At 68.3% G+C, this 12,188-nt stretch carries 11 protein-coding genes; 4 read left to right on the top strand and 7 right to left on the bottom strand.

The features are described 5' to 3' along the window. Window positions 1-24: 24 nt before the first annotated feature. Genes HQ314_RS05835 through HQ314_RS05815 form a run of 5 tightly spaced genes read right to left on the bottom strand, consistent with a single transcriptional unit; the run spans window position 25 to window position 6,740 of the window. A complete protein-coding gene (locus HQ314_RS05835) occupies window positions 25-1,548 on the bottom strand; it encodes an APC family permease (RefSeq protein ID WP_056448305.1) in 1,524 nt (507 codons plus the stop codon). After that, on the bottom strand, window positions 1,545-2,450 hold the full coding sequence (locus HQ314_RS05830) for a universal stress protein (RefSeq protein ID WP_222649553.1): 906 nt from the start codon (window positions 2,448-2,450) through the stop codon (window positions 1,545-1,547). Before HQ314_RS05830 ends, HQ314_RS05835 begins: the two co-directional genes overlap by 4 nt. A 36-nt stretch (window positions 2,451-2,486) precedes the next feature. Then, window positions 2,487-3,941, bottom strand: a complete 1,455-nt coding sequence (locus HQ314_RS05825) for an NAD-dependent succinate-semialdehyde dehydrogenase (protein ID WP_222649552.1) — start codon at window positions 3,939-3,941, stop codon at window positions 2,487-2,489. Continuing rightward, window positions 3,938-5,281: a 4-aminobutyrate--2-oxoglutarate transaminase gene (gene gabT / locus HQ314_RS05820; protein ID WP_222649551.1), complete on the bottom strand. Its 1,344-nt coding sequence runs from the start codon at window positions 5,279-5,281 to the stop codon at window positions 3,938-3,940. The genes HQ314_RS05825 and gabT overlap by 4 nt, the downstream gene beginning before the upstream one ends. A 28-nt stretch (window positions 5,282-5,309) precedes the next feature. Next, on the bottom strand, window positions 5,310-6,740 hold the full coding sequence (locus HQ314_RS05815) for a gamma-aminobutyraldehyde dehydrogenase (protein WP_222649550.1): 1,431 nt from the start codon (window positions 6,738-6,740) through the stop codon (window positions 5,310-5,312). 173 nt (window positions 6,741-6,913) lie between these two features. Between HQ314_RS05815 and HQ314_RS05810 the strand changes: the two genes are divergently transcribed. Continuing rightward, complete coding sequence (locus HQ314_RS05810; RefSeq protein ID WP_222649549.1) at window positions 6,914-8,434, top strand: PucR family transcriptional regulator; 1,521 nt, start codon at window positions 6,914-6,916, stop codon at window positions 8,432-8,434. A gap of 3 nt (window positions 8,435-8,437) precedes the next feature. Here the strand turns inward: HQ314_RS05810 and HQ314_RS05805 are convergent, their stop codons facing one another. Further along, a complete protein-coding gene (locus HQ314_RS05805) occupies window positions 8,438-9,799 on the bottom strand; it encodes an NAD(P)/FAD-dependent oxidoreductase (RefSeq protein WP_056448326.1) in 1,362 nt (453 codons plus the stop codon). 195 nt (window positions 9,800-9,994) lie between these two features. Between HQ314_RS05805 and HQ314_RS05800 the strand changes: the two genes are divergently transcribed. After that, the gene (locus tag HQ314_RS05800) at window positions 9,995-10,468 is read left to right on the top strand and encodes an OsmC family protein (RefSeq protein ID WP_222649548.1); all 474 of its coding nucleotides are present in this window, start codon (window positions 9,995-9,997) and stop codon (window positions 10,466-10,468) included. 136 nt (window positions 10,469-10,604) lie between these two features. Continuing rightward, window positions 10,605-11,015 carry an SRPBCC family protein gene (locus HQ314_RS05795; protein WP_222649547.1) on the top strand — a complete coding sequence of 137 codons (411 nt, stop codon included), beginning with the start codon at window positions 10,605-10,607 and terminating at the stop codon, window positions 11,013-11,015. On the opposite strand, the gene HQ314_RS05790 is transcribed toward HQ314_RS05795, so the two are convergent. Then, window positions 11,008-11,718 (bottom strand): alpha/beta fold hydrolase, encoded by a 711-nt coding sequence (locus HQ314_RS05790; RefSeq protein WP_222649546.1) that lies wholly within the window; start codon window positions 11,716-11,718, stop codon window positions 11,008-11,010. The two genes, HQ314_RS05795 and HQ314_RS05790, sit on opposite strands and share 8 nt — an antisense overlap. A gap of 161 nt (window positions 11,719-11,879) precedes the next feature. Here HQ314_RS05790 and HQ314_RS05785 point away from each other — a divergent pair, with 161 nt between their 5' ends. Next, window positions 11,880-12,086: a hypothetical protein gene (locus HQ314_RS05785; RefSeq protein ID WP_027504928.1), complete on the top strand. Its 207-nt coding sequence runs from the start codon at window positions 11,880-11,882 to the stop codon at window positions 12,084-12,086. The last annotated feature ends 102 nt before the right edge of the window (window positions 12,087-12,188 follow it).

The raw sequence follows: 12,188 nt of genomic DNA, 5'->3' as shown, positions 1-12,188 counted from the left end.
CGAGCCCCGCGGCTGACGAGCCTCTCACCCCACCAGGTCGGCTTCGTCCTTCAGAGCCTCGGTGTCGACGGTGAGCGTCTCGCCGCGGAAGAACGCCGGCGTCACGAAGCGCATGACCATCATGAGAACCGCACCCACGATGAGGATGCCGAAGCCCAGGAAGAACACCAGTCCGATGCCGCCGATCTCGGCGCCGCTGCCGTTCTCCGGGTCCATGCTCTCCTCGACCGAGACGACGAACACCGCCAACAGGACCAGGCCACCGAGCAACGGGAAGATCAACCGGAACACCGTGTTCCGAACGCTGGCGAACAGGGTTCGACGGAAGTGCCACACGCAGGCGAATGCGGTGATGCCGTAGTACCAGCAGATCATGATGCCGAGTGCCGCGATGGTGTCGATCAGGGTGTTCTCCGACAGGAAGGTCACCGCCGTGTAGAAGACCGCGGTGATCACACCGGCCGCGACGGTGGCGGCGGAGGGGACGAGGAACCGCGGGCTCACCTCGGCGAGCTTCTTGGGGAAGGCGCCGTAGGCCGCCATCGCGAGCGACGTCCGCGCCGCCGGCAGGAACGTGGTCTGCAGGCTGGCGATCGAGGAGACGAAGACCGCGAGGTAGAGCAGCATGCCGCCCCAGCTGCCGAGTACCGGATCGGCCAGGGCACCGAAGACGTTCTCCGCGTTGTCGGGATTGCCGAGCCCCAGACCCTCCTCGCCGACACCGGCGTACATCATCGCGGCGACCGCGACGAGCAGGTAGGTCAGCAGGATGGTCGCGACGCACAGCAACCCCGCGCGCCCCGGTGTCTTCGTGGGGTTCTTGGACTCCTCGCCCAGCGTCAGGCACGTGTCCCATCCCCAGAACGCGAAGATCGAGCCGGTGACGCCGATGACGAAGGCGCCCATGGTGAGTCCGCTGAACGGATCGAACCAGCCGATGTCGAACGACAACCCGGCCGGTGCGTCCCCCGCGCCGACGTGGACCAGCGCGACGACGGCGAACGCGATCAACAGCACCATCTGGAAGCCGACGAGCGCGAACTGGAGCTTCTCGCTCGTCGTGATCCCTCGGCTGGCCACCCACGTGGCGAGAGCGATGAACACGACCGTCGTACCGACGTTGACCAGTTTGTTGCCCGGCAGGTCGGCGATGGAGGGAGTGTCGAACAGCTTCGCGATGAACAGATAGAAGAACTGCACGGCGATGGCCGCGAGGTTGGAGAGCACGATGATGGTCGCGATGACCATGCCCCAGCCGCACATCCAGCCCACGTAGGGCCCGAAGGCCTTGGTGGACCAGGTGAACGAGGCGCCGCAGTCGGGAGAGTCGGAGTTCAACTCCCGGTACGCGTAGGCGGTGAGGAACATGGGGATGAACCCGGCGATGAAGATGGCCGGCATCTTCAGGCCCACCGCGGCGACGATCAACCCGATGCTGGCGGTGAGCGTGTATCCGGGTGCGACGGACGAGATGCCGAGAACGGCGCCGGACAACGTGCCGATCCGTCCGACGGCCAGTCCCTTGGACGACGTGAGTTCACTGCTCATCGGGAAGCCTCCGTCGGATCGGTGCTGCTGGGCATGTCGGAACGGAACTCGGTGCTGGGCACCACCACCATGGGAACGGGCAGTGCCCGCAACATCTTCGACGCGGTCGAGCCGAGGAACAGGCGGCGCGGTTGTGCAAGTCGGCTGGACCCGACGACGACCACGTCGCCGTCCTCCCACGTCAGACCGGACACCGCGGCCTCGACCGTCGAGCCGTCGGCAACCGAGGACGTCACCGTCAGACTCTCGGGCAGACCGGACCGGGCGGCGTCGAGCATCTGTTGTGCGTGGTCGATGGCGCGCGCCTCTCGGTCCGGGTCGCGCAGGGACTCGACGTCGGAGGTGTCGTCGAGCGGAACGAGCGAGAGCAGTCGCAGCGACGTGTGCATCCGCTCGCACGACCGGACCGCGGTGCGCAGCACGAGGTCGGCGCCCGTGCGGGTGCCCATGGCACACGTCACCTCGCGGATCCGGTCGGCTGTCGACGTGCGATACCTGAACGGCGCCAGGGCCAACGGGATCGGGGCGGAGTGCAGCAGCTCGGTCGACACGGTGCCCAGAGTGTGGCGTCCGAGCAGGCCGTCCTTGGCGCCACCGACGACGATGGCGTCCGACCCGAGCCGCGCCGCCTCGTCCATGAGGCCGGACGAGAACGACTCCGAGAAGCTCAGATGCACCGCGGTCTCGATGTCGTCGGGCACCGACTCGGCTGCCTGGTCGAGCCACGCCCGGCCGCGCTGGGCGAGCAGTTCGGCGAACCTGGCCTCGGCCGGGACGGCGCGGTCGGGCGGCACCACCATGCAGATGTCCAACGCCGCACCCAGACTGCGGGCCAGCTGCACACCCAGGACGAGCCCGTCCTCTCCTGTGGGAGTGGCGAGATAACCGACGATCAACCGCATGGTGCGTCCCTTCGGGAAGCTTCGGTGGAACCGGACCTACTGGAAAGCCACGTACTTCGTGTCGAGGTACTCGTCGATGCCCTCGGTGCCACCCTCACTGCCGAGACCGGACTGCTTGACTCCGCCGAACGGGGCCGCGACATCGGACACGACACCCCGGTTCACGCCCACCATGCCGCTCGCGATCTTGTCCGAGACACGCAGTGCCCGATCGAGATCGCGGGTGTAGATGTACGCGGCAAGGCCGTACTCGGTGTCGTTGGCGGCATCGACGGCGTCCTGCTCGGCCACGAAACTCGTGATGGCCGCGACGGGTCCGAAGATCTCCTCGCGCACGATGCGTGCGGACGCCGGAACCTCGTCGAGCACGGTGGGTTCGAAGAACCAGCCCGGGCCGTCGATGACGTGACCACCCGTGCGCACCCGGGCGCCGGCGGCGACCGCATCGTCGACGAGGGATCGCACGTTGGTGCGCTGCTTCTCGTTCACCAACGGCCCCACGTTCGTCCCGTCGCTCGAGCCGGGCCCGACGGTGAGCGCCGCGATCCGTGCGGTGAGCTTCTCCGTGAACTCCTCGCGGACGCTCTCGGCGACGATGAGCCGGTTGGCAGCCGTGCAGGCCTCTCCACCGTTGCGCATCTTCGCCGCCATGGCACCGTCGACGGCGGCATCGATGTCGGCATCGTCGAAGACCACGAACGGCGCGTTACCACCGAGTTCCATCGAGGTACGCAGAACGTTGCGCGCCGACTGCTCGATGAGGATCTTGCCCACGCGCGTGGAACCCGTGAAGGTGACCTTGCGGAGTCGCTCGTCGGCGAGCAGGGGCTCGGTGACCGCGGGAGCGTTCGACGCGGGAAGTACCGACAGGACCCCGGCCGGCAGCCCGGCGCCCGCCATGATCTCGGCGAGCAGCAGCATCGTCAGCGGCGTGTCCTCGGCCGGCTTCACCAGCACCGTGCACCCGGCCGCCAGGGCGGGGCCGATCTTGCGGGTTCCCATGGCCAGCGGGAAGTTCCACGGAGTCACCGCGAGAACGGGACCCACCGGAACCTTCGTGACGAGGATGCGGCCCGCGCCGGACGGAGATTGCGTGTAGCGGCCCTGGATGCGCACCGCCTCCTCGCTGAACCAGCGGAGGAACTCGGCGCCGTACGTCACCTCGCCGCGGCTCTCCGGGAGGGCCTTGCCCATCTCGAGAGTCATGAGGAGCGCGAGATCCTCCGTGCGCTCGATGACCGCTTCCCACGCTGCGCGCAGGATCGTCGACCGTGTCCGAGGTGCGGTCGCCGCCCACTCGTCCTGCACGGCGACGGCGCTGTCGAGCGCCCGCAGTGCGTCCTTCTCACCGGCATCGGCGACGCTGGCCAGCACGTCACCGGTGGCGGGATCGTGCACCGCGAACGTGCCGCCGTCCGCGGCGTCGACGAACGCGCCGTCGATCCACAGACCGGTGGGGACGGAGGCGAGCAGGGAAGCAGAGTCGGTCACTGTGCCGCCAGCGTTCGAACCGTGTTCTCCAGCACCGTCATCGCGTCGTCGAGAAGCTCGTCGCTGATCACGAGGGGAGGCAGCAACCGGATGACGTTGCCGTACGTCCCGCAGGTGAGCAGTACGACGCCCTCCGCGAGAGCATGCGCCGCGATGGCCTTGGTGATGACGGGATCCGGGGTGTCGGTGCCCGGCTGGACGAGCTCGATGGCGAGCATCGCACCGCGTCCGCGGACGTCGCCGATCACGGAGGTCTCCTCGGCGAGGGCGCGCAGGCGCGGCATGGCGAGAGACTCGATGTGGCGGGCGCGTCCGGACAGGTCGAGAGCGGTCATGGTCTCGATGGCAGCGAGGGCAGCCGCGCAGGCCACCGGGTTGCCTCCGTACGTTCCGCCGAGCCCGCCCGCGTGGACGAGGTCGAGGAGATCCGCGCGACCGGTGATGGCCGACAACGGCATTCCGCCTGCCATTCCCTTCGCCATCGTGATGATGTCGGGGACGATTCCCTCGTCGTCGCTCGCGAACCACGACCCGGTTCGACAGAACCCGGTCTGTACCTCGTCGGCGATGAACACGACGCCGTTCTCCCGCGCCCAGGCTTGCAGAGTCGGCAGGAATCCGGGTGCGGGAACGATGAACCCGCCCTCGCCCTGGATGGGCTCGATGATGACGGCGGCCACCGCGTCGGCGCCGATCTGCTTCTCGATGCGGTCGATCGACGCCAGCGCGGCCTGCTCACCGGTCAACCCCGGCTGGTCGCGGTAGGGGTACGACATCGGCATCCGGTAGATCTCCGGTGCGAAGGGCCCGAAGTTCGCCTTGTACGGCATGGTCTTCGCCGTCAGTGCCATCGTCAGGTTCGTCCGGCCGTGGTACGCGTGGTCGAAGGCCACGACGGCGTCGCGGCCGGTCGCCAGTCGCGCGACCTTGATCGCGTTCTCGACGGCTTCCGCGCCCGAGTTGAACAGGACGCTGCGCTTCTCGTGGTCACCCGGGGTCAGCTCTGCGAGCTTCTCCGCGACGGCGATGTAGCCCTCGTACGGCGTCACCATGAAACAGGTGTGCGTGAAGTGGCCGACCTGCTCCCGGACTGCCTCAGCGACAGCGGGATCGGAGGCGCCGACACTCGTGACGGCGATCCCGGCGCCGAGGTCGATCATCGAGTTGCCGTCCACGTCGACGATCACGCCGCCGTCGGCATCGGCCGCGTAGACGGGAACGCTGGAACCGACGCCGGCGGCGACGGTGGCGCGTCGTCGGGCCGTCAGTTCCTGTGAACGCGGTCCGGGAAGTTCGGTGAGGAGAGCGCGCTTCTGAGGAAGGCGGTAGCTGATGTCCATGGTGAAGTCCTTCGCAGAGCAGGGAATGTCAGTCGTGGGAGCTCATGACGTGCTTGAGGCGGGTGTAGTCCTCGACGCCGTAGGCCGAGAGGTCCTTGCCGTAGCCGGAGTACTTGAAGCCGCCGTGCGGCATCTCTGCGACGAGTGGGATGTGGCAGTTGATCCAGACGGCGCCGAAGTCCAGCGCCGCACTGACGCGTTGGGTGACGCCGTGGTCCTTGGTCCAGATGCTCGAGGCCAGCCCGAACCGTACGTCGTTGGCCTTCTCGATCGCCTCGGCCTCGTCGGCGAACGGTTGCACCGTCAGCACCGGTCCGAACGTCTCCTCCTGGACGATGTCGTCCCGCTGGTCGACTCCGGTGATCACGGTGGGCTCGAGGTAGAAGCCCTTGTCTCCCACTCGGTTGCCACCGGTGACGATCGTCGCGGAGGCCGGGAGGTTCGCGAGCTTGTCGGTGACCGTCGCGTAGTGACGACTGTTGTTCAGCGGTCCGTAGAACGCGTCCGCGTCGTCCGGGCTGCCCGGTGTCAGCTCGCGGGCCTTGGCCGCGAGCGCGTCGACGAGTTGATCGTGAATCGACTCGTGCACCAGCACGCGGGTCGCCGCGGTGCAGTCCTGACCGGCGTTGAAGAAGGCCGCCTCGGCGATACCGCTCGCGGCCGAGGCGATGTCGACGTCGCCGAAGACGATGGCCGGAGCCTTGCCGCCGAGCTCGAGATGGGCGCGCTTGAGCTGGCGGGCGGCGGCGACGGCGACCTCGATGCCCGCACGAACGGACCCGGTGATGGACACCAGGCCCAGCGACCGATGCCCGACGAGTGTCGCGCCGGTCCCGCCGTCACCGAGCACCACGTTGAGCACTCCGTCGGGAAGGATTCCCTTGGACAGCTTCGCGAGCGCCAGAGTGCTCTCGGGCGTGGTGTCGCTCGGCTTGAGAACGATCGTGTTGCCGGCCGCGAGCGCCGGCCCGATCTTCCAGATGGCCATCATGAGTGGGTAGTTCCAGGGCGTCACCTGGCCGACGACACCGATGGGCTCGCGGCGGACGTAGGAGGTGAAACCCTCCATGTACTCGCCGGCGGACTTCCCCTCGAGCATCCGGGCTGCACCCGCGAAGAACCGCAGCTGGTCGGCTCCGACGGTCACCTCCTCGTCGGCGATGACCTGCTTCAGCTGGCCGGTGTTGCGGCTCTGCGCCTCGACGAGCTCGTCCGAGTGGGCCTCGAGGGCGTCGGCGAGCTTCAGAAGGGCGGTCTGCCGGGTCTTCGGAGTCGTCTTGCCCCACGTGGCGAAGGCGCGCTCCGCGGCGGCCACGGCGTCGTTCACGTCGGCCTCGGTGGAGATGGGGGAGACGCCCACGATCTCCTCGGTGACCGGACTCATCAGGTCGAGAGTCAGGGTGGACGAACTGGCGACGAACTCGCCGTCGATGTAGTTGCGGAGCACGTCGTGCGACACGAGGTACCTCTCCGTCGGGGCGGCTGGGTGGTTCGATCAGTGTGCGCCTGACGCTGCGAAACGGCAGCGGACAAAACGATGATCGTCCGGGGGTGGGGCACTCCGACTTGTCCAGTGCGGTAGCGGGGGTGTTCTCTTGCGTCGGGAGCTTCCCGACCGGAGAGGGGTACGTCGTGACGGTGTCGGTGCGCTGGGTTCTGGCGCAGAAGGCGCTCGCCCTCGAACTGCGAGCCGGCGCGGGCGGGCTGGACCGCGAGGTGTCGTTCGTGCACACCACGGAACTGTCGGAACCGTTCCGGTGGCTCTCCGGCGGAGAACTGCTGCTCACCACGGGGTTGAGGCTGCCGGTGACGACACCGGAGCGGGTGGCGTACCTCGAGGGACTGCACGACGCCGGTGTGGCGGCGGTGGGGTTCGGCACGGGCCTCTCCTTCGCTGAGGTGCCGTCCGACCTCGTCGAGGCCGCTGATCGGCTGGGTCTGCCCGTCCTCGAGGTCCCCCTGCCCACGCCGTTCGCGGCGGTGGTGACTCTCGTGATGAATCGGTTGGCGGAGCAGCAGTACGACGCCGTCGTGCGTGCGTCCCGTGCGCAGCCGCGGATGACCCGCGCCGTGGTCGCCGGGGGCGCCGCCGCGATCGTCCGGGAGCTGGCGACGGCCACGTCGTCCGCGGTGGTGCTCCTCGACGACACTGGACGGGTGCTCGAACAGCATCCGCGCGGTGGCGGTTCCGGTGTGCTGGACGAGATCCGCACCCTCGCAGCCGAACGCGGAACCGTGTCCAGCCGGGTCTCGGTGACCCCGGCGGGCATCTCGATCAGTGTGCAGCGCATCGCCATCGGCTCGGCGACGCACGGCTACGTAGCGGTGGTGGGGCCGGTGCTGGGGAACGTCGACCACATCCTCGTGGGCCACGCGGCGTCACTCCTGGCGCTCGACTTCGAGAAGCCGGCGCGGGTGCAGTCGGCGCAGGACAAGCTCAACTCCGTGGCACTGAGCCTCGTGCTGTCCGATCTCGACGGCCTGGCACCCGTGTGGGCGCAGATCGATCTGGCCGCGGGGGCCGACGGCACCGTGCGCGCCGTGACCGTCGATGCCGACACGCCCTCGCGAGCCCAGCGTGTCGAGGCCGCGATGGCGACGCACAGCGCAGCGGCGGGCCGTCAGCTTTTCGCTCGACGATGGTCGTCGCGGGTGACCCTGGTGGTGCGCGGAACGGACGATTCGACGTTCGCGGCATCGACGATCGCCGGTCTGGAGATCTCGGAACGTCGGCGGCTCCGGGTGGGAATCAGTGCGCCGCATCCTGTTCCGCAGCTCGCGCAGGCGGTGGAGGAGAGTCGGCTGGCGGCGTCGTCCGCCGCGGCGGGCGCCGATCCCGTGGAGTTCGGCTCGTTGGTGGGCGGCGTCCTGCTGGCGCACGCCTCGACGCGTCAGGCCCTCGCTACCGTCGGTGACGCGACCATCGCGCCCCTCGAGAAGTACGACGCCGCCAACGGGACCGACCTGGTGGCGTCCCTGCGTGCGTTCCTCGAGGCGAACGGCCACTGGGAGTCGGCGGCCTCGGCCCTCGGGGTGCATCGACACACGTTGCGCAGCAGGGTCTCGCGCATCGAGGCGACGGTGCCGTGCTCCCTCGACGATGCCCGCGTGCGCGCCGAGCTGCTGCTCGCCCTCATCGCACGCGGGACCTGACGGTCAGCCTCGAAGCGCGCTCACGATCACCTCGGCGGTGCGGTGGCCCATGCGCACGGCTCCGTCGACGTGCTGATACCCCTCGGCCGCGATGTCGGAGCAGGAGAAGTGGATCGGGCCGACCGGGGTGCGGACGTCGCGTCCGTAGCGGTGCAGACCGCCGAGATCGAAGCTGGCCGCGTACGCGCCGCGCGTCCATTCCTCGGTGCCCCAGTCGGACTCGTAGTAGACGACCGGATCGAGCGCCTTCGGTCCGAGATACGTGGCGATCGACTCGAGGATCGTGCGCTTGCGCTCCGCGGCGCCGAGTTCGAACATCGCGTCCGCCTTCTCGTCGGAGACGAAGGCGACGAGGGTGCCACGGGAGTCCTCGTGGTTGGTGTTGTCGTACACCTCCTGGGCGATCTGGGTGGCGCCGAAACCTGTGCCCGACAACCCTTCCTCCCGCCAGAACGGACTGTCGTACACCGCATGCACCTTGATGACGAGACCGAGGGACTGGTGCTGATGCATCTGGTGCTGACGGCGAGGGAGGGGCGGGTCGTACGAGATCCGCGTGTACAGATTCGGCGGCACGGCGACGATCACCCGGCGCGCCGTCACCTCGAGCTCCCCGTCCGCGAGAACGGTGACGCCGTCGTCGGTCCAGCGGATCGTCCGCACCGGCGCGTTCAGGTGCACGTCGTCACCGAGGCGCTCGGCCATGGCGACCGACACCTGCTGCATGCCCTGCACGACGCGCTTGTCGAGAATGAAGCTGTCGTCGACGAGGTTCGAGAACGAGCCTGCCGACGCGGCCATGAGCACGGCCTGCAGCGCAGAGAATGCATGAGCGGGCTTGGTGAGCATCCCGCCCGCGATGAACATGCCGATGTTCGCGGTGGCTTCGGCGTCGTCGGACTGCTGCGCGAGCCATCCCTCGAAGGACACCGTGTCGAGCTCGCGTGCCTGCGGATGGGCCCATGGTTCCTCGGGCCCGATCTCCGCGGCCAGAGTGTCGAGCATCGCGATGAGACGGTCGATCTCCTTCACGGTCGACTCCGCGACGGGGAAGTCCTCGCCGGTGTAGCGCGTGGCGACACCCGCGGTGTCGACGTAGACGGACTCGCCCTCGCGGTACCGGTCGAACGTCTCGAGCCCCAACTCGCCGAGCAGGTCGATCAAGGCCGTCTGGTCGGGCGAGACCCACTGGCCGCCCAGCTCGAGCACGGCGCCGTCGATCTCCTTGGTCCAGGTCCGGCCACCCACCCGGTCGCGTGCCTCCAGGACGGCCACGGTGAGGCCGGCCTTCCGCAGCGCGGTGGCGGCGGCGAGACCCGAGGGCCCGGCTCCGACGATGGCGACGTCCCGGTCGACTGAGGGCACGGTGTGGCTCCTGTTCAGGTGGGGTTGTGGTCATCCCAGTCTGCCCGGTCCGGTGCAGGCACGCGCAACGCCGAAATGTCGCACACCTGTCGCGTCACCTGGACGCCTCGGCGTGGGGGTGGCGGACGGACTGCCCGAGAATCTGCGTGATCGCAACACTGGTGAGAGCGCGTGCGGTGCTCGACCGTGGAAGGTATGACTTCCACCATTCGCACGTCCGTCGTTCCCTTCGTCGTGGAGGCGTCCGGTACCGGCGTCGCCCAGCACCTCGTCGTCGAGGGCACGGCCGGGCACGAGTTCGACGCCGACGCGTACCCGGCCTTCGGCGGCAAGGACGAGGCGCCGAGTCCGTTGTTCTACGCACTCGGTGCGCTGACCTCGTGCAACCAGGTCACCGCCACCCTCGTCGCCAAGGACCTCGGCATCACGCTGGGAAAGTTCAGCTTCCGTGTGCAGGGTGATCTGGACACCGCCGTCCTGGTGACCGGCGCCGAAGGGAACTCGAACTTCGACACCGTCACCGTCGAGGCGACGGTGGAGACCGACGCGACCGGTGATGCGTTCGATCACTTCGTCGCGGAGGTCGAGCGTCGCTGCCCCGTGACGCAGCTGTTCGTGCGCAGCGGAGTGGGCTTCGTGAACACCTGGACGCGCGCCGAGCCGGCCTGACGAGCCATCCCGGGCCTCCAGGGCTTCGCGGGCTTTCCTGGCCTCGCGAGTACGTCCGACGTGTCGTCGCATCGCCGCTGATCACGACACTGTGGACGTACTCGCGGAGAGCCTGCTGCGTGGCTACGCTCCTACGATGATCAGTCGACATGTGAGTGTGGTGATCGCGGCACCGCCCGAGGCGGTGTACGGCTACCTGGCCGATGTGGACAACCTCACTGCCTGGGCCGCAGGACTCGCATCGGGCTTCACCCGCGACGGTGACGACTTGCTGGCCGAGTCACCGATGGGCACGGTCCGGGTGCGGTTCATCCCGCGCAACGCTTTCGGGGTGCTGGATCACGACGTGACGCTGCCCGACGGCACCGTCGTGAACAACCCGCTGCGGGTGCTCGCCCATCCGGACGGCGCCGAGGTGGTGTTCACGGTTCGGCAACTGGACATGACCGACGACGAGTTCGAGCGGGACTGCGCCGCCGTCGCTGCTGATCTGGAGTCCGTGCGGGCGGTCTTCGGCCGACCTCGCTCCGGCACATCTATCACCTGAGCACCTGGATGACGGCAGCGGGATCGTCCGCCATCATCACGTGCCCGGCGTTCGGTATCTCGACGACCTCGACACCGGCCTGACGAAGCCGGCCGGTGTGCGTTGGTTCTCCCGTCCTCGATCCGTACAGGAGTGTTCTCGGCACGTGGGACGCGAGCAGGATGTCGAGAACGGTGGTGTCCGGCGGGCCCACACAGAGGCCGACAGCACTGCGGTGGAGCGCGACCGGATCGGCCAGCCGAAGCGTCTCCGCCCACGCGGCGTCGGCCCGGGCGATGAGTGACGTCACTCCCTGTGTTGCGAAGTCCTCTTCCGACTGTCCCGCGATCTCGACACTCGCCTCGCCGTCGAAGGGGAGAAGGTTCGGCTCGAGGACGGTCAGTCGTCGTACGAGGTCGGGTCGTGCCCGCGACAGGACGATGGCGATGGATCCACCCATACTGTGTCCGACGACGTCGAGTCCGACGAGTTCGTGCTGATCCAGCATCCGGGCGACGGCGAGCGCGTGATCGTCCAGGGTGTAGCCGTCGGTCGGCACGTCGGCGCTGCTGCCGAAACCGAGCAGGTCCGGGAGCAACCGCAGGCGGTCGTCCAGTCCTGCGGCCACGGTCCCGAAGGCAGCGACACCCGCTGATCCGAGACCATGAAGGAACACGGTGGCTCGACGACGTTCGCCCGGCAATACCGCCGTGTGGAGGGTCATGGCGCCGAACCTACCGGGTCTCGCTCACTCGGCGGAACGCCCGATTCGTCGTAAATGATGGTGCGGCCGGTGTTTTCAGCGCACTCTCAGGTCACGAGCCGTCGAGAAACGTACTGTCGACCGGGGTGCGCAGAGCGTGCATCGGTCGTCAGGAGGACGTTATGGCAGGCATCGCCGACAAGTTCGACAAGGCATACGCGGACAAGACGATCGAGGAACTGGCCGACGCGCCGGTCGCGGCCCTCAAGGGCGTCAGCGACGGCGATGCGGAGAAGTTGAAGGCTGCCTTCAACATCACCACGGTGCGCGATCTCGGCACCAACAAGTATTTTCTGTGGGCCCAGGCTGCGGCGACGCTCGCGCAGTAGGGCAGTCACACCCTCGCGAGTACGTCCGAACTGTCGTGATTGCGGGCCGCACAACGACAATATCGGCGTACTCGCGGGGGGGCGGGGGAGGCGGCGGTGCGG

It is taken from the genome of Rhodococcus sp. BP-332 (genome assembly GCF_019836065.1).
GTDB lineage: Bacteria > Actinomycetota > Actinomycetes > Mycobacteriales > Mycobacteriaceae > Rhodococcoides.
Note: the sequence above shows the minus strand (reverse complement) of the source record. Positions and strands in the feature narration are given on the sequence as shown.